Below are 17,744 nucleotides of genomic sequence, written 5' to 3' on the forward strand. Positions count from 1 at the left end.
CGACCTCCTCAGCAGGCACAGAAAGGGCCACCGCCGGCGCCCGGCTTCACGCCGTGCGGGGCTCGGCCCGGGGCCGTTGCCATACGACGCGGATTTCGGCGAGTTGCAGACGGTAGCGGGTGGCTTCGTCGGCGGCGGACTTACCGAGCTTGGTGGCTGTCAGGCGCAGGTAGTGGACGTTGGCGGAGGTGAGGGTGTAGGTCTGGGCGGCTCCGTTGGGGTTGGGCTCACCGGTGACGGTGCGGGCGGTGGTGTAGGTGGTCCCGCCGTCGGTACGGGTCTGGAGGGTGAAGTCGACCGGGAAGCCCGCCGTGCCACCGCCTTCGGCTGGGGTGTCGGTGCGAGGAAAGAGGTGTGCGGCGTCGAGGTCGGTGTCAGCGCCCAGGTCGATCTCCACCCACATCGGGTTGGTGCTGACATCGGCGGAGGAGAAGTCGGTGCTGGTGTAACCCTTGGCGCCGGTCACACTGGTGAGCCTGCCGTCGGTCAGCCGGTTCCTGCCCAGTCGCCGTTCTCCAGGCTGTTGTTGCTGGTGACCGGTCGGCCGAGGGCGAGGTTGTCGAGACGGCCCGTGCCGGTGGCCGTGAACGTCCAACTGCCCGGCTGCACGGTGAAGTAGACGTAGCAGGAGTCCTTGCCGCTGTACGCCAGCCCGGTGACGCTGCCGGTGGATGAGCCGTTCGAGTAGACGGTCGTACCGTTTGCCGTGATGACCGGCTGGAAGCCGCCGTAGGTGGGCACGCCGACGCGGGCCGCCGTCCCGCCCTGCGAAGTGAGCGTCAGCGTCACCTTGGTTCCGTCGCGGGTGATACCGAAGCGGATGTCGCCTTTGACCATGGGCGTGACGGTGTCGATCTTCGTGAGGGTGCCGGTCTGCGGGATGACCTCGTACGTCTCCCAGCCGGGCTTGGTCGGCCGGATGGATGCTGCCCGCGTAGGCGGACAGGGCGTACAGCGGGCCACCGTTCCATGCATGGCTGTCGGTGCCGGCGGACTTGGTCCACACCTCCCACAGCGTGTAGCAGGCGGGATCGGCAACCTGCGCGGCAAAGCGGTTGCGGATTCGCTCCTCGGCGACGGTGGGCGCCCTCATGAGGTACAGCGCCTCGGGGACGTAGAACTCCAAGTAGGGGCTGGCGTTGAAGTGGGCGCGCAACACCTCGGTGACCGCCCGGTAGCGGGAGCGGTACTCGTTCCTCGAGGAGTTCCACAGCACTCGGTCGCACTCGACGGGACATCATCCGGCGGCGCGACCGCCATTCACCGGGGGACGGCGGCCGTGCACCGACGTATTTGCTCCGGCGTGGCGTCGGGGCGCGCTTCGCCGGTGCACAGCCGATGCCTTGCGTGCGGTCCAACCCTCACCCCCGCCGCCCCGAGCTGGGTGTGAAGCGCCAGAGCGCGCCGTCGGTTCGTAGGCACCTCACGCACACCGGTGTTCACCGCCTCCCAGTGAGTGGGCTGAGAAGGCGCCGGCTCTCGGGGAGCGCGATGCCGCCGTGCGGGACACCGCCTCCGCACATCCACGCGTGTGCTCGGTGCGTACGCGGGCTCGGCGGGGTTCCTTCCATTCCCGCTGGCTGCCCTCCGGAACACTCCGTGTCCTTAGGGGCGCCGAGCAGGACACGGCGGGTCGTCTCGCACACGGCCGGCTTTGCCTGGATGCGGGCGGTGATGGTAGTCGCATCACACAATCGACGCCGCGGCGACACGTGGTGGTAGATCGCGTATCGGCCGCCGAGGTCGTTCATCCAGCGAACGACCTGCGCAGACGTGTGAGCGGCGTGTGCCGCTGCCAGGCGCAGACCGTTGCGAATCAAGGGGCCGGGCAGTGACATGGGGATCGAACGGGGCCGCCCCATGTCTCGGGTAGGTCTATGGGGTGGGTACCTGGTTTGCGGCCCACCAGGCGGCGATCTGGGCACGGCAGGAGAAGTCGAGCTTGGTCAGGATGTGGTCCACATGGCCGTCGACGGTGCGCGGCGACAGCACGAGTTCGGCGGCGATGCGTCGGTTGGTCATGCCGCGGGCGACCAGCGCGGCGACCTGCTGCTCCCGGCGAGTCAGCGGGCTAGCAACCGGCGGTGGAGCAGCCGGCTCGGTGCCGGTGCGTGTGTCGGCATCGGTCTCGGTGTCCAGGGCGTATGCGATGGCCTGGGCGGGGCCGGATACTGCGGCGCCGTCCGCCAGTGCCTGTTCGTAGCCGGCGGAGCCGAGCGACTGGAGGATCTCGGCCTCGCAGCGGGCGTGGTACTCCTCGATCTGCGGGTCGCCCGCGGCGATGGTGGTGCCTGCGTCGTGCAGCAGCGACCCGGCTGCGCCCAGCAGGCGTCCTGCCCGTCGGTGGTCGCCCTCGGAGGCGGTGATCCAGGCGAGCTGCTCGACCATCTTGGCGACGCCGATGGGGTCGCTGAAGCCCCGTAGCATGCTGAGCGCGGACAGGGTCAGATCCTTGGCTTCCGTGTGCCGGCCGAGTGCCCAGGCGTGGCGGCCCAGCACCATGAGCAGGTGGGCGCGGGCGTAGCGCTCTCCGTGGGCCTCCTGGTCCGCCAGTGCCTGCCTGCTGGTCTCCGGCGCGCGTGGGTCCCCGAAGAGGGTCTGGGCGATGGCCAGCGCTCCCCGCCAGCTGACCACTCCGAGCTGGTCACCGAGTGCGGTGTGGGTGGCCACTGCCTGCTCAAGGTGGAGGAAGGCTTCTTCGCGCTGCCCCCGGTACAGCGCCGACACACCGCAGTGACCCCGCACGTGCGCGCTCGCCACGCGGTCGCCCAGCCGCTCAGTGAGTTCCTGGGCCTCCTCCAGCCACCGGTCCGCCACCGCCAGGTCGTACTGCAGCTGGGCCACGTAGGCAGCGGTCGCCAGGGCACGTGCCCGGACCAGGGTGGGTTCGGGGGCCGCCGCGAGCGCCCGTTCCAGCTGCCGCCGCCCCTCGCCGAGGAATCCGCCCGCGACCCAGTGGTACATCAGTGCAGCGGCCAGCGCGAGCGCGGCCTGCGGGTCACCGGGCCTGGAACCGCTGCGCTCCGTTGTCCCGGGTTGAGGTCCTGGGCCCGCCGCCGTGCGGGGGGCCGAGACCGGCGCCCGGGTCCCGCTCCGGTACTCCAGGGCTGCCAGCAGGTTGCCGTGCTCGGCCCGGAACCGGGCCAGGATCTCGGCCTGACGCGGACCGAACCAGTCTTGATGGAGGCTCCCGGCCAGAGCGAGGAAGAAGTCGCGGTGCCCTCGCAGCAGCCGCTCGTCCTCGCCGGAGTCGACCAGCCGCTCCCGCCCGTAGTGCCGAATGCTCTCCAGCAGCCGGAAGCGGGGCACGTCCCCGGCGTCGGCATGCTCCACCAGGGACTGTGCGACCAGCCGGTCCAGCAGGTCCATCACCTCGCCCGCCACGATCCCGTCGCCCGCGCACACGTCCTCCACCGCATCCAGGGTGAAAGTTCCGGCGAACACCGACAGTCGGCCCCACAGCAGCCGCTCCGCCGGACTGCACAGCTCCCAGCTCCAGTCGATCGCCGCACGCAGTGTGCGTTGATGCGGCCGTGCCGTCCGGCTGCCGGCCGTCAGGAGCGTGAACCGGTCCTCCAGCCGCTCCGCAACCTGCTCCACCGAAAAAGTACGCAGCCGGGAGGCGGCCAGTTCGATCGCCAGTGGCAGCCCGTCCAGCCCCTCGCACAACCGGCGTACGGCCGCCCGGTTCGCATCGTTGACCTCAAAGCCGGGCCGCACCCCAGCGGTCCGGTCCCGCAGCAGCTCCGCCGCGTCCGCCTGATCCAGGGGCGGAACGGGGAAGACGTGCTCACCCGTCAGCCCCAGCGGCTCCCGGCTGGTGGCCAGGATCCGCAGCTCGGCCGCGGACGAAAGCAAACGCTGTGCCAACTGTGCGCAGGCATCCACCAGGTGCTCGCAGTTGTCCAGCACCAGCAGGACCCGACGCGAGGACAGGTACACGACGAGCTGCTCCAGAACCGGCCGGGGGCCTTGGTCCGGCATGCCCAGCGCGGCCGCGACCGCACCCGGCACCGCCACCGGGTCCTGTACCGGGGCCAGGTCCACCAGCCACACCCCACCCGGGAACTCCTTGACCGACGCGGCGGCCGCCTCAAGCGCCAGCCGCGTCTTGCCCACCCCGCCCGCGCCGCTCAGCGTCACCAGCCGCGCCGCACCGACCAGACGGCGCAGCTCGGCCATCTCCGTTCGCCGCCCCACGAAGCTGGTGAACGGAGTCGGCAGGCCACTCGTCATTCCCGTTGCCCTCGTCACATTTCACCCCACTCGGGTCGCCGACGCTCAGCGAGGAAGGCACGCCGGACCCGCCCAGGTCCGACCACTGTCCCGCCATAAGACAAGTCTCGGAGTTACCGGCAGGTACACAAAAGCGTGCTCCTGGCCGGGCCCTCGTGCTGATCGAGCAGCTCAGCGACGTGCCCACGCCCGTATACGACATCCATGGCGGACCGTGGACTGCGGCGTGGGCGTGGCCAGTCGAACGGTCCGGCGCCATCGCCCACATCCCCGCAGCGCCCGGGGCCGCCGGACTGCGGATGGCACAGGCCCAGAAGTGAACATCCCCCCATCCGCCGTGGTCGACTGGTTGTTCCGGTAGGCGGGCCTGGCGAACATCTTCCCGCTCGGCCTCGCCCTCACCGCACGAAGCCCGCTTCGCGAGGGGATCGGCGGCCGGGCGCCGCGGCCTCCGGCCCCGCTCAGGCCATCGCCTACGCACTGGACACCCGTACCGGCACCGAACCGGCCGCTCCGCCGGCGGCTGCGTGCCCGTTGCCCTGTCCGGAATGGCAGATCGCCGCACTGATCGCCGGCGGGCAGGCGAACCGGTGGATCTCCGCCGACCTCGTGCCGTCGCCGCGCATCGTTTGACGGTCGTCGACCGCATCCTGACCAGGCTCGGCCTCTCCTCACGTGCCCGGACCGGCGCCCGGCGGGCCGCGAATCAGGTACCTACCCCGTAGAACTACCCAAGCCCGACGCCTGGCCCCCGGCCGAACCTTGTGTCACGCCGTGTCCCGGCGGGACGGAGCCCGGCGCGGAAGCGTCGTGGGCCCGCCACGTGGGGCCACACCCGCGGCGTCAGTACCAACGCGAGTCCAGGACCGCCTGACACCGCTGACGCGGCCTGTCCGTCACACACCGCACAGAGGAGCACACCCATGCCCTTCAAGACCAAGCGAGCCCTCGCTGACACCTCACCAACAGACGGAGCCGCCGTCTCCACCCGTGCCTTCCGCCGCCTGGGCGTTTCGGTGGTCATATCCGCCGCACTGGCCGGCGCGGTCGCGCTGAACGGCGTACACCTGACTCCCGACGCCCTCCACTCCTCCGCATCGACGTCGAACGTGCGGCTCAACTCCCAGGACCTGGAGACCGTCAGTTTCGCGGAGCGGCAGATCCACTGGAACGTTGAGGACGGACCCGATGGCGCGAAGAACTTCGCGAACATGATCAATGAGCTGCGGACGGCCGCCAGCGCCATCGCGGGCGCGTCACGGCGGTCGATCGTCGACGCCGACGGCGTGACGCGGCAGGTCGACACCACCGACTCGTCCCAGAGTGACCGGTTCGCCGACATCATCGCCACGCTGCCGGCGTCGACGTCCCACAACAGCGCCACGGTGCACATCAGGGTCAGGCTCAACGACTTCTACGTCGTCCAGTTCTTCACCGTCAACCCCGTAGGGGGGACGTCTGGATACACCCTGGGCTCGGGCGTGCCCACGCTCAGCGAGGACGACCGTTCATTTCCCGAGCAGTACGACGAGCTGTCCAACAGGTCCAACGCGAACAGGCCCCTTGTCGGCCTGCGTCTCGGTCACCAGGAATTCCACAACGCGGTCACCGTACTGGCCGGCACCAACAGCAACCATCAAGCCATTGCGAGGGCCATACAGACCTTCATCGTCGGCATCGCTGAAGCCGCGCGTTTCCGACCGATCGCCACCGGCATCGCTGCGAGGATGAAGAAGTTCGACTCCTACGTCCTGGGGCAGACGGACGTCCAGGCGATGCACAACTGGTCCAGGGCGAGCCAGATCTACCGCAACAACGGGGGCGCCAGCATCAGCCTCTACGGCCGTGCGGTCAACACCGCGGCGAGCGCGGCGGTCCTTCTGATGACCGCCCTGGGCGCCAAGGGGCTCAGCAAGGTTCCGAAGAGCGAACTGTAAACCCGTCCAACCCAGCACGGCGGTATGCGCGCTGCGGCCGCTCTCCCCGGACCAGCCAGGGCCCGTGCGACGAGGGGCGTCCGGTCTTCACGGACCGGCGCGCCCCGCAGCGGCTCCGGGACTTGTCCGGCCACCCGTCTGCCCGGGGGAAGGCCGCGGTGCTCTGCATTCCGATGCCACATTTTCGTCATTTCTTGTCTCAGTCCCTGCCGCCTGAAAGCCGAATCCCGCCATGAGCAACATGACTACCGAAGCGCCCGTGAATACCTTCCTTCCGGGGGGCCGGCGCCGACATCGCAAGCCCAGACAGAACGGCACGGGCAATGGTCTGCGCCGGGCTCTTGTTCTCGCCATGGCTGTGCCGGTGGCTTCCACCGCGCTGGCCGCGCCGTCCGCCTTCGCTGCGGACAAGACCGTCGGCGCGGCGGCCAAGACCGACGACCTGGACGCCACTGACCAGCGGATGGCCTCCAACCTCGAAACGCGCGTGCTCGACCAACGGCTGGGCTTGAACGTGAGCGGTGTGGTCGTCGACGCGGACTCGGACACCACTGTCTGGGGCCACAACGCGTCCACGGCGCTCATGCCGGCGTCCAACGCCAAGCTCGCCACCTCGACGGCCGCCCTGACCGTGCTCGGCCCGCACCACCGGTTCACCACGAAGGTCGTCTACGGCCACGGCGCCCTGACACTCGTCGGTGGCGGCGACCGCACCCTCACCACCGCCGATCTCGCCGAGCTGGCGAAGACGGCGGTCGCCGGACTCAAGGCCGCGGGGCTGACCAGCGTGAAGGTCGCAGTCGACGACAGCCTCTTCCCCGAGCCGACCCTGGCAGCCGGCTGGAACGACGGCTACTACCCCGACACCGTCGCCCCGGTCCGCGCCCTTGTCGTCGACGGGCACGGCGTACAGGACACGTCCATCGACGCCGGGCAGGTCTTCGCCAAGCAGCTCGCTGCGGAGGGCGTCACCGTCGACGGTGACGTGACCCGGGCCACTGTGGGCCCGGGCGACGTACCGGTCGCACGCCACCGTTCGGCGCCGCTGAAGGAGATCGTCCACACGATGCTCAAGCACAGCGACAACAACATCGCCGAGACCCTGCTGCGGATGACCGCCCTGGCCGCGGGCCGCCCGGCCACCTTCGAGGGCGGCACCGAGGTCGTACGCCAGGTGCTGACCCGGGTGTACGGCGTGTCGCTCGACAACTTCGAGCTCTACGACGGTAGCGGCCTGTCCCGCGCCGACCGCATCCCGGCCGCCACCCTCGCCCAGATCCTCGAACTGCTGACCCAGCACCGCTATGCCCACACGCTGGGCTCCATCCTCGACGGGCTTCCCGTGGCCGGCGAGGCTGGCAGCACCCTCGGGCCGGAGTACGGCCGCTTCGACGACGCGAACTCCAAGTGCGCCGTCGGTAAGGTGCATGCCAAGACCGGCACTCTCACCGGCGCGGTCGCGCTCAGTGGTCTGACGCAGGGCAAGGACGGCAGGTGGAAGGTGTTCTCCTTCGTCGAGAACGGCTCCACCGTCGACCCGAACGCCATCAAGGACGCCATGGACGACCTCGCCGCGACCGTCAACGGCTGCTACGCGTAAAAACTTCACGGCATTCGCCTGACGCACGACCGCTGTCGGAAACGGGGTCGTCGACATGACAGCTCGGAAGCCGGGGACCCGTGCGCGGCTGGGCCGTCGCCCTGTCCGCCGCTGAGGTGGAGCGGATCGCCGAGAGCGCCGAGCGGCCGGTCCCCCGGGACGTCATCGTCGTCGCCAATGACGGCGGCACCGACGTCTCTTCCTGGGGCGGAGGTGCGAGCCGCGGCATCACGTCGCTGTCGACGCCGATCCCGGCCACATCGGTCCTTGTGCGGCGGTCAGCCGTGTCGCGAGCTCCGTGAGGCGCTCGGTCAGTGCCCCTGGTGCTGATCTCGTCATGGCGGTGAGCTCGATGGTCGCCGCTCCGTGACGTAGCGGTCTGAACCTGACGGTTGGGCGCGCCGCGGACGCCGCGGCGGGGACGACGGTGACGCCGAGACCGCACTCGACCATGGCGATCTGCGAGGTCACCGACCTCGCCCAGTGCGTGGGGACGGGGCTGAATCCGGCCGTGCGGCACATGGCGGCCATGGCGTCGTGGTAGTCGGGTGAGATGTGGCGGTTCAGCCACACCCAGGTGTCGGCCGCGAGGTCCGCCAGGTCCAGTGGGCCGTCGTCGGCGGCACCGGGATGGCCGACGGGGAGGGCTGCGACGAAGCGGTCGACGAAGAGTGAGGTTGCCGTGGTGCCGCGTACCGGGGCGGTCTGGCGCACGATGGCCCAGTCGAGTGTGCGGTCGAGGAGTCCTGCCGCGGCTTCGTGCGTGTCGATCTCCTGGGTGCGGATCTCGATGTCCGGTGCATCCTCGTGGAATTGCTCGAGCACCAGCGGCAGCGGCCAGGAGAAGGCCGAGGCGACCGCGCCCAGGCTCAGCCGCCCGCCACGTCCGGTGGCCGCGTGCCGGGCGGCGATCTCGGCGTCCTCGGCCTGGCGGATCAGCGCTCGGCAGTGCTCCAGGAACACGGCCCCGGCCTCGCTGAGGGCGACCGATCGCTGGGTGCGGTGCAACAGCTCGAAACCCAGCTGTCGTTCGAGCTGCTTGATCGCCTGGGACAGTGGCGGCTGGGACATCTGGAGCCGCTCCGCCGCCCGGCCGAAGTGGAGTTCCTCGGCCACGGCGACGAAGTAGCGGGCTTGGCGGATCTCGACCACGATTCGCAGATCCTCTTACTGAGATAGGGAATCAGACCTTCCGAATATATCCGGACGCTGTTGAAGTGGAGGCATGAGTAACTCATCCCTCCTCGATCGCTACGCGGCGCTCGACTCCGCCGCGGTCAGCGATGCGCTCGACCAGCTGGGACTGCCCGCCGGCGTCGGCGGCATCCGTCCGGTGTGGGGCCCCTCGGCCGTCGTCGGGTTCGCCGTCACCGTCGGCCTGGAGCCGCGTTCCGACCGTCCGGCCGGAGCCCACATCGCCACGACAGCCATTGAGACCGCGGGCGAGCAGAGCGTGATCGTCGTCGACAACCAGGGCCGCACCGACGTGTCCTGCTGGGGAGGCATCCTGAGCCTGGGCGCGGCCCGGCGCGGGGTGCGTGGTGTCGTCGCGGACGGTGTCTGCCGCGATGTGGCGGAGGCCCGCGAGCTGGGCTTCCCGGTGTTCTCACGCGGTGCGATCCCCGCGACGGCGCGGGGCAGGCTGCGGCAGCGTGCCACCGGCGAGCCGGTCGAGATCGCCGGGCTCAGGGTCGAGCAGGGCGATGTCGTGGTCGCCGACGAGACCGGCCTCGCCGTCGTCCCTCGGGAGCGGGCCGAGGAGGTGGCCGAGATCGCCACCGCGATCGTGGCGAGGGAGCGCGCGATCGCGGACGAGGTCCGCGCGGGGGCCCGCCTGTCCCACGCCATGCACGACGACCGCCTCGCCGGAGAGCAGGAGACCGCCCGATGACCATCCCTTCCTCCCCCGCGCTCCTGGCCACCCATCTGTCCACCGCGTCCGTCTCCGACGCCCTCGACTCGCTCGGGCTGCCCGGCTCTCTCCATGGCATCGGCGCCCTGCGCCAGGGCCAGCGCATCGTGGGGCCGGTCTTCACCGTGACCTACGAACCGGTCGATGAGACCGGCGGCACCGTCGGTGACTTCCTCGACGACGTCCCATCCGGCTCCGTGATCCTGATCGACAACGCGGGCCGCACGGACTGCACGGTATGGGGCGGCATCATGAGCGAGACCGCCCACGAGCGGGGCATCGCGGGCACGGTCATCAACGGCACCTGCCGCGATGTCGCTGTGGCGACCGGCGTCGGTTACCCGATCTGGTCGGTCTCCCGGTTCATGCGGACCGGCAAGGACCGGGTCCGGGTGGCCGCGGTCCAGACGGCTGTGACCATCGACCAGGTCCTCATCCACCCCGGCGACATCCTCGTCGCCGACGACGACGGCGCCGTGGTCGTCCCGGCCGCCCGCTGGGACGAGGTCGCCGAGCTCGCACGGCTCATCGACCGGGTCGAGGAGGCCGTCGTCGAGGCCGTTCGCGGCGGTGCGACGCTCGCCGAGGCGCGCGCCCGGCACGGCTACCACTCCCTGCAGACCCGGAAGGACCCGTCATGAACGACAGAGTTACGGACGACCCCGCCCGCGGGCACTCAAGCGCGACGCTGCTGGAGGCGTCCCGACTCGGCATCGCGCTCACCCCGGATCTGCGGCCGCTGTGGGCCGGCGCCCGGCTGTGCGGCCCGGCGTTCACCGTCCAGGGAGCGGGAGGCGACAACCTCGCCCTGCACCACGCCGTCCTCCAGGCCCCGCCCCGATCCGTACTGGTGGCCGACCTCGGTGGCGCCCGCTTCGGCCATTGGGGCGAGGTCCTCACGGTGGCCGCCCTGCACCGGGGGATCGCCGGTCTGCTCATCGACGGCGGCGTCCGGGACGCGGCGGAGATCGAGGCGCTCGGCTTCCCGGTGTTCTCGCGCAACAACGCCATTCTCGGCACCCGCAAGGACTTCCGGGGAGTGTTCGGGCACCCCGTCACGGTCGGCGGCATCACGGTCGACACCGGCGACCTCGTCGTCGGCGATGCCGACGGCGTCGTCGCCCTTCCCTCGGGCGGGGCCGAGAGAATCCTCGACGCCGCCGACGCCCGGGTGGCGCACGAAACGGAGCTGATGGCGCGGCTGCGGGAAGGCCGCAGCACGCTCGAACTGTACGACTTCGAAGCCGGCGGACGGTGACGCGGATGACGGACAACCCGATCTTCGCCGTGGCCGCGAGGGCCGAAACCCTGCGGGCCCGAGGCGCGGATGTCATCACGCTCGCCGCCGGGGAGCCCCAGGCGGCCACCAGTGCCGTGGTCGTGGAGGCCGCCGTGGCCGCGGTCCGCGACCCCGTCGCCCACCATTACGGACCCGCGCAGGGAGATCCCGACCTTCGCGAGCTCGTCGCCGCGAATGTCACCCGTGACACCGGACCGGCCTGGACCGCGGACGACGTCCAGATCGCCCTCGGCGCGAAGCACGCCCTCTTCCTAGCCCTCCAGGCTCTCGTCGGCGCCGGCGACGAGGTCCTGGTCGCGGGGCCCGGCTGGCCCGGGCACGCGGAGGTCGTCGCCGCGGCCGGTGGCGTCGCCGTGCCGGTCACCGCCGACAAGGAGTTCCGCGTCTCGGTCGACGCACTCGACCGCTGCCGCACTTCCCGCACCCGAGCACTCATTCTCTCCAGCCCGGGCAACCCCACCGGCGCCGTTCACCCCGAGTCCCGGCTGCGGGACATCGCGGACTGGGCTCAGCGCCACGGCATGTGGGTCATCAGCGACGACATCTACCGGGCGTTCGACTACACCGGGACGTATCAGTCGATCCTGCGCGTGGCTCCGCAACTGCGCTGCCGTAGCGTCGTCGTCGGCGGCGTGTCCAAGGAACACGCCATGACGGGCTGGCGCGTCGGCTGGCTCGCGGCACCCCGGGAGATCATCGCCTCCGCGCGCCTCCATGTCTCCCGCACCATCACCCACGTCCCGACCGTCAACCAGAGGGCCGCACTCGCCGCACTGGACGACCACGACACCCCAGCCAGGGCCGCCCGCGACTACGCGCGCCGGCGCACGATGCTGGTCGAGGCGCTCAACCAGATCGACGGCATCGACTGCCCGCTGCCCGACGGCGGCATGTTCGCCTTCCCCGACGTCAGCGGGCTCCTCCACGACCGGGGCTGGAGCAGCAGCGCCGACCTCGCCGCGTGGCTCCTCGACACCGCCCACGTCGCGGTCGTACCCGGCGAGGCGTTCAACGCACCCGGCCGGATCCGCGTGTGCTTCGCCATTGACGACGAGACCCTGATCACCGCGATCGACCGCCTGAAAGCCGCGCTGGGACCCGTGCCCGAGGCCGACACCCGGCAACTGGAGGAGGCCCGTTGAGCCCCGTCACCAAGCTCGAACCCTTCACGCTCCCCCTCACCGTCGACGGGACCCGCCTCGAAGTGGCCGGCCTGCGCCGCGACGGCGTCGGCACGCCCCTGGTGTTCCTCCACGGCTTCGGCTCGACCAAGGAGGACTACGCGGACGTCATCCAGCAGGAACAACTCGCCGACCGCCCGGTCCTCGCCTACGACGCCCCCGGCTGCGGCCGCACCACCTGCTCGGACCTCGACGCCGTGTCTGTCCCATTCCTGGTCTCGGTCGCCGAGCAGGTCCTGCGAGCCCGGCAGATCGACCGGTTCCATCTCGTCGGACACTCGATGGGCGGCCTGACCGCACTCCTGCTCGCGGACAGCGACCCCGGCAGGGTCGCGAGCTTCGTCAGCATCGAGGGCAACGTCGCACCCGAGGACTGCTTCCTCAGCCGGCAGATCGTCACCCACGCCGACGACGACCCCGACACGTTCCTGACCCGGTTCGCCGAGCGCGTCGCCGGGTCACGCTTCCACGCCGGCCGCCTGTACGCCGCGAGCCTTCCGTACAAGGTCCGGGCCGGAGCGGTCCGAGCGATCTTCGAGTCCATGGTCGACCTCTCCGACCACGGCAAACTGCTCGACCGGTTTCTCGGACTCCCCATGCCGAGGATGTTCATGTACGGAGAGCAGAACGACTCGCTGTCGTACCTGGCGAAGCTGGCCGAAGGTGGTGTGGAGCTCGCCGAGATCAGCCACTGCGCCCACTTCCCCATGTACTCCAACCCGCCGCAGATGTGGGCCCGCATCGCCGGCCTCGTCGCACGGGCCGAGGCCGGCTGCTGACCGTCGTGTACGGCGAGCCGCGCGCGGCGCAGGCCCACTTGCAGGGCAGGAGCGAGCCGGTGCCGAGGGCTGATGTGACGAACCGTGATCAGGATGTCGCCCCGACCGCCCAGGGGGTGGGGCGGCCGGGGCTGTTTCGCTCGGGCAACGGCGCGTCTGAACCGAGCGGGGCCGGCGGCGCGGGAGCGCCGGTTCGGCCACCGCGACGGTGACAGTCGCGTGATCTCCTGGGTGACCTGCAGGAAGTGCTCGGCTTCCTGGGGTTCGCTGCGATGCGATGCCGAACAGGGTGAGGGCCGGGAGCCAGCTGGAGAAGTCAATGATCCGACGGCCTACGTTAAGATTTTTGAATGCAGGTGGACCCGACGCAGCTGGTGATGCTCGCTCTGATCCGGCGGCACGGCTCCCTGGCGGGGGCGGCACGCGAGCTGGGGCTCACCCCGGCTGCGGTGACCGGTCAGGTGGCCCGAGCGGAGCGCGACTGGAAGGTGGCGCTGGTGGTGCGCGGGCCACGCGGCGCCCGGCTGACCCCGCCGGCCGAGGCACTGGCCGACGCGGGGGACGCCATCGGCGAACAGTGCGCACGTGCCGCGGACAGCGTCTTCTCGCTTCTTGGCGTACTGGCGCGCCGGTTGCGCGTCGGAGCCTTCCAGGCCGCGGCCCAGCACCTGCTTCCCCCCGCGCTGACCGCGCTGCGCCATCAGCAGACCGACGCGGACCTGAACATCTCCGAGATCACCTCTCCGCAGGGACCCGAACTCGTCGCCTCGGGAGAACTCGATGTGGCGATCGTCGCCTGTTACCAGCCCGAACTCGCCCTGCCTCCCGCCCTGCGGTCGCACTGGCTGCTGGCCGACCCGATGGTCCTGTGCCTCCCGGACGACCACCCTGTGACACGCGGCTCGGCCGAGCCCGGCGGTCTGCGCCTGAAGCAACTCGGCGACCAGTCCTGGATCGTCATCACCACGGGGCTGGCGGCCAGACGCCAGTTCGACGAGGCGTCGGAGGGAGCCGGCTTCGCGCCGCGAGTCGTCTTCGAGACGGAGAACTACCACGTGGCCCAGTCCCTGGTGGGCACCGGCATCGGCGTGGCGATGCTCTCGCGACTCACGGTCGCGCCCACCCAGGGCGCGGTCCACAGGCACATGGTCGAGCCACGCCTGGAACGGCAGATCTACGCCGTCACACCGGCAGACACCACGTTGTTCCCGCTGGCCGACGTCCTGGTCGGTTTGCTGAAAGAGGTCGGGGACGACATCCGCGAGACGTGGGAGGCACAGCCGCTCGGGGCCTCCTGAGGGATGGTGTGCTCTCGCCGCAGGCCGGTGGATCGAGGAAAACGCCCGCCGCCGCGCAGCTCTGAGCGAGAACGATCCTCCCTGCTGGGAAGGCGGCGGTCACATAGCCGTGCCGCGCGCCCGGGGCGCTCAGGGCGCACTCGGAGCGCCGCGGCGGCCTGGCCAAGGGGATGGTGCAGCCGTACGCGTCGGCCGTGAGAACGGCCCCGGAGGGGGTGGCTCCGTCCGGCGGTCCTTCGCGCCAGACCTCGACGCGGTGGACAGGGGGCATCCGGGCGGCATGGCGCGGGGCGGGGCGACGGCGAGGACCGCTGACATGATGTCGTATTGCCTTTGTCGGCACACAGCCGGAGGCAGGAGGCGCCCTCAATCGCCGGCTGCCTCCGGCTGGGCCGTGTCAGGGCGCGGTGTGCGGTTCGCGGGCGAGGGCCAGGAGGCGTCGTGCGCGTTCCAGGACCGGTCTGTCGACCATCCGGCCGCCGACGGTGGTGACGGAGTCACCGGCCTGGAGCACGGTACAGGCCCAGTGCAGTTCGTCCGCGGTGGGGGCGAACCCGTCTGCCACGTACGAGAGTTGGTACGGGTGGACGCACAGCTTGCCGGTGAAGCCCAGGCGTCGGGCGTGGGCGATGTCGGCGGTGAGCGCGTCGGTGTCCCGTACGGCGGTGGTGACGCCGTCGATCGGCGGGCTGATGCCGGCGGCGGCCGAGGCGAGGACCAGCCTGGAGCGGGCGTGGGCCAGTGCCGTGTGGTCGTCGTGGGCGACGCCGAGCTGGGTGGCGAGGTCGACGTTGCCGAAGGCCGCCCGGACGACACCGGGTGTGGCGCACACCTCGCGGGCCTGTTCGACGCCGAGGGCCGTCTCGATGAGTGGGACGAGGGTGCACCGTCCGGCCGTACGGGCGGCGAGTTCCGCCAGTACCGCCGGATCCTCGGCCTTGGGCACCATGACCGGGCAGCCGTGGTCGGCGGCCATGGCGAGGTCGCGTTCGGACCAGGGGGTGCCGGGTGCGTTGATCCGTACGACCGCCTGGTTGCCGAGGGCGAGCCAGGCGGCGGCGTTGTCCCGGGCGCGGTCCTTGTCCTCGGGGGCGACGGCGTCCTCCAGGTCGATGATGACCAGATCGGCACCGGAGGAGGCCGCCTTGTCGAAGCGATCGGGCCGGTGCCCTGGGACGAACAGCAGGCTGGTCGCGGCCGCGATCCGGTCGTGGGGTGCGGTCATGCGAAGCTCACCTCGGCGGTGGCGTGCCGGTCTTCCCGGTGGGTGGCGATGTGCAGTTCGGCGCAGTCGTCCGCGGGGCTGCCGCAGGCGACGAGGTGTTCGCCGGCGAACACCGGCCGCCGCAGCCGGTAGGACAGGGAGCGCACGGGCCGGTCGGGGGCGTGGCGCCGTGGCAGTTCGAGCATGAGCAGGGCGAGCAGGGGGCCGTGGACGACGACTTGGGGGTAGCCCTCCTCGTCGCGGCAGTACGGGGCGTCGTAGTGGATGCGGTGGGCGTTCGCGGTCAGGGCGCTGAACCGGAACAGCAGGGCGGGATCCGGGCGCAGGGGAAGCTGCCACGGGCTGTCGGGGTGGGGGAACGCGGACTCGTCGAGGGCGGCCGGGTGCTGTCCCGCCGTGCGCCCGGACCGGTAGACGATGTCCTGTTCCTCCACCAGGCAGAGGTGGCCGTGCTGGCGGAACTCACGGCGTTCGGTGACGAACAGCATCTCTCCGGTGCGGCCCTGCTTGGCAGTCACGGCGGCGAGGCTGCTGATGCGCTCGGCCGGTTCGCCCAGGCGCAGTGGCCGGGTGATCTCGCAGCGGCCGCCCGCCCACATGCGCTGCCGCTGCGGGACGGGCGGCAGGAAGTGGCCGTCGCGGGGGTGTCCGTCGGCGCCGAGATCCTGCCCGGCGGGCCAGCTGAGGAAGTACAGCCAGTGCCACAGCGGGGGCAGGAGATCCCCGGCCTTCGCGACCGGGTCGGGCAGGTTCAGGACGGCCGACAGGGCGGCCACCGGCCCGGTGGGCAGGGGGTCTTCGTCGGTGACCGGCCCGGGAGTCCAGGACTCCACGTAGGAGTTGAGCGGGGGCGGGACTGGCTGCGTCATTCGGCTGTCCTTGTGTGTCCTTGTATACGGGGCCGGCCTGGGGTCAGGTGAGCGGTGCCGCCTTCGTCGGGGCCGGGGTGCCCGGGGCCTCGTCGGTCTCCAGTAGGGAGGTCCGGGACGGTTCGCGTACGAGGAGGGTCGCCAGGAAGGTCAGGGCGATGCACGCGGTGACGTACCAGAAGAAGACCACCTCGTGACTGCCCTTCTTCAGGGCCAGCGCGACGGGTTCGGTCAGGCCGCCGAAGGTGGCGGTGACCAGGGCGTGCGGCAGGCCCACGCCGAGCGCCCGGACCTTGGTGGGGAACATCTCCGCCTTGATGATCGCGGCCAGCGCCGAGTACCCGCTGAGGAAGGCCAGCGCGACGGTCATCAGGAGGAACGCGACCCACGGACTGCTCGTGCGGCCGAGGACGGTCATGATCGGGACGGTCAGGAGCATGCCGCTGACGGAGAAGACGAACATCACGGGGCGGCGGCCGAACCGGTCCGACAGGGCGCCCGCGACGGGCTGCAGCAGCATGTAGACGAACAGGGCGGCGAAGCCGATGACGGAGACCGTCGACTTCGGGATGCCGGCGGTGTTCACCAGGTATTTCTGCAGGTACGTGGTGTACGTGTAGAAGGCGACGGTGCCGCCGATGGCCAGCCCGAAGACCGCGAGGACCTGGCGCGGATACTCGGTGAACAGGGAACAGAGGCCCGTGCGTTCGTGCGCTGCGGCTGCTTTCGCTTTCTCCTGCTGGAAGTGGAGCGACTCCTCCATGGTGCGGCGCAGGTACATCACGACCAGACCGGCCGCCGCGCCGATCACGAAGGGGACGCGCCAGCCCCAGCTCTGCAACTGGCCCTCGCTGAGCGTGTTCTGCAGGACGATGGCCACCACCAGGGCGGCGAGCTGGCCGAGCACGATGGAGACGTACTGGAAGCTGGAGTAGAAGCCGCGCCGGCCCGGCGGGGCGACCTCGGCGAGGTAGGAGGCGCTGGAGCCGAACTCGCCGCCCACGGAGAGCCCTTGGAGCAGGCGGGCCAGGACCAGCAGGACGGGGGCCCACAGCCCGATGACGTCGTGGCCGGGGGCGAGGGCGATGGTGAGCGATCCGGCGCTCATCAGCGTGACCGACAGGGTCAGGGCGCGGCGGCGGCCGTAACGGTCGGCGTAGGCCCCCAGCAGCCAGCCGCCGAGGGGGCGCATGAGGAAGCCGACGGCGAACACGACCGAGGTGGACAGGAGTTGGGCCGTGGCATTGCCCTCGGGGAAGAACGCGGCGGCGAAGTAGATGCTGAAGGTGGCGTAGGCGAACCAGTCGTACCACTCGATGAGGTTGCCCAGGCAGCCGCGTATGACGTTGGCGGTGACTCCGGGGCGTGCGGGGGTGGTGGTGCGGCTCTGCGACATGGGAAGCTCCG

At 70.7% G+C, this 17,744-nt stretch carries 15 protein-coding genes; 8 read left to right on the top strand and 7 right to left on the bottom strand.

Annotation, left to right across the window (positions count from 1 at the left end):
* Window positions 1-46: 46 nt before the first annotated feature.
* The 3 genes from LJ657_RS40330 to LJ657_RS40340 all read right to left on the bottom strand — a co-directional run bounded on the left by LJ657_RS40330 (window position 47) and on the right by LJ657_RS40340 (window position 4,236).
* On the bottom strand, window positions 47-466 hold the full coding sequence (locus LJ657_RS40330; RefSeq protein ID WP_232654661.1) for a discoidin domain-containing protein: 420 nt from the start codon (window positions 464-466) through the stop codon (window positions 47-49).
* 20 nt (window positions 467-486) lie between these two features.
* A complete protein-coding gene (locus tag LJ657_RS40335; protein WP_232654662.1) occupies window positions 487-963 on the bottom strand; it encodes a hypothetical protein in 477 nt (158 codons plus the stop codon).
* Between the two features lie 912 nt (window positions 964-1,875).
* Complete coding sequence (locus LJ657_RS40340; protein WP_232654663.1) at window positions 1,876-4,236, bottom strand: LuxR C-terminal-related transcriptional regulator; 2,361 nt, start codon at window positions 4,234-4,236, stop codon at window positions 1,876-1,878.
* Between the two features lie 923 nt (window positions 4,237-5,159).
* Between LJ657_RS40340 and LJ657_RS40345 the strand changes: the two genes are divergently transcribed.
* Window positions 5,160-6,173: a ribosome-inactivating family protein gene (locus tag LJ657_RS40345; protein WP_232654664.1), complete on the top strand. Its 1,014-nt coding sequence runs from the start codon at window positions 5,160-5,162 to the stop codon at window positions 6,171-6,173.
* Between the two features lie 232 nt (window positions 6,174-6,405).
* Window positions 6,406-7,773, top strand: coding sequence for a D-alanyl-D-alanine carboxypeptidase/D-alanyl-D-alanine endopeptidase (gene dacB, locus LJ657_RS40350; protein WP_232654665.1), 1,368 nt, complete (start codon window positions 6,406-6,408; stop codon window positions 7,771-7,773).
* A gap of 228 nt (window positions 7,774-8,001) precedes the next feature.
* On the opposite strand, the gene LJ657_RS40355 is transcribed toward dacB, so the two are convergent.
* The gene (locus tag LJ657_RS40355) at window positions 8,002-8,925 is read right to left on the bottom strand and encodes a LysR substrate-binding domain-containing protein (protein WP_232654666.1); all 924 of its coding nucleotides are present in this window, start codon (window positions 8,923-8,925) and stop codon (window positions 8,002-8,004) included.
* A 73-nt stretch (window positions 8,926-8,998) separates the two neighbouring features.
* Here LJ657_RS40355 and LJ657_RS40360 point away from each other — a divergent pair, with 73 nt between their 5' ends.
* The 6 genes from LJ657_RS40360 (at window position 8,999) to LJ657_RS40385 (ending at window position 14,243) form a co-directional block, all read left to right on the top strand.
* Window positions 8,999-9,664, top strand: a complete 666-nt coding sequence (locus tag LJ657_RS40360) for an RraA family protein (RefSeq protein WP_232654667.1) — start codon at window positions 8,999-9,001, stop codon at window positions 9,662-9,664.
* Window positions 9,661-10,326 carry an RraA family protein gene (locus LJ657_RS40365; protein ID WP_232654668.1) on the top strand — a complete coding sequence of 222 codons (666 nt, stop codon included), beginning with the start codon at window positions 9,661-9,663 and terminating at the stop codon, window positions 10,324-10,326. Before LJ657_RS40360 ends, LJ657_RS40365 begins: the two co-directional genes overlap by 4 nt.
* Window positions 10,323-10,943 carry an RraA family protein gene (locus tag LJ657_RS40370; RefSeq protein WP_232654669.1) on the top strand — a complete coding sequence of 207 codons (621 nt, stop codon included), beginning with the start codon at window positions 10,323-10,325 and terminating at the stop codon, window positions 10,941-10,943. Before LJ657_RS40365 ends, LJ657_RS40370 begins: the two co-directional genes overlap by 4 nt.
* A gap of 5 nt (window positions 10,944-10,948) precedes the next feature.
* The gene (locus LJ657_RS40375; RefSeq protein ID WP_232654670.1) at window positions 10,949-12,127 is read left to right on the top strand and encodes an aminotransferase class I/II-fold pyridoxal phosphate-dependent enzyme; all 1,179 of its coding nucleotides are present in this window, start codon (window positions 10,949-10,951) and stop codon (window positions 12,125-12,127) included.
* The gene (locus LJ657_RS40380; RefSeq protein ID WP_232654671.1) at window positions 12,124-12,945 is read left to right on the top strand and encodes an alpha/beta fold hydrolase; all 822 of its coding nucleotides are present in this window, start codon (window positions 12,124-12,126) and stop codon (window positions 12,943-12,945) included. The genes LJ657_RS40375 and LJ657_RS40380 overlap by 4 nt, the downstream gene beginning before the upstream one ends.
* Window positions 12,946-13,295: 350 nt before the next feature.
* Window positions 13,296-14,243: a LysR family transcriptional regulator gene (locus LJ657_RS40385; protein WP_232654672.1), complete on the top strand. Its 948-nt coding sequence runs from the start codon at window positions 13,296-13,298 to the stop codon at window positions 14,241-14,243.
* Between the two features lie 397 nt (window positions 14,244-14,640).
* Here the strand turns inward: LJ657_RS40385 and LJ657_RS40390 are convergent, their stop codons facing one another.
* From LJ657_RS40390 to LJ657_RS40400, 3 genes are read right to left on the bottom strand one after another with little or no spacing between them, the layout of a single operon-like run.
* Window positions 14,641-15,468, bottom strand: a complete 828-nt coding sequence (locus LJ657_RS40390) for an HpcH/HpaI aldolase/citrate lyase family protein (RefSeq protein ID WP_232654673.1) — start codon at window positions 15,466-15,468, stop codon at window positions 14,641-14,643.
* The gene (locus LJ657_RS40395) at window positions 15,465-16,337 is read right to left on the bottom strand and encodes an HTD2 family dehydratase (protein WP_232654674.1); all 873 of its coding nucleotides are present in this window, start codon (window positions 16,335-16,337) and stop codon (window positions 15,465-15,467) included. Before LJ657_RS40395 ends, LJ657_RS40390 begins: the two co-directional genes overlap by 4 nt.
* Window positions 16,338-16,380: 43 nt before the next feature.
* Complete coding sequence (locus LJ657_RS40400) at window positions 16,381-17,733, bottom strand: MFS transporter (RefSeq protein ID WP_232654675.1); 1,353 nt, start codon at window positions 17,731-17,733, stop codon at window positions 16,381-16,383.
* Window positions 17,734-17,744 lie beyond the last annotated feature (11 nt).

It is taken from the genome of Streptomyces guryensis, from assembly GCF_021261325.1.
Classification (GTDB): Bacteria; Actinomycetota; Actinomycetes; order Streptomycetales; family Streptomycetaceae; genus Streptomyces; species Streptomyces guryensis.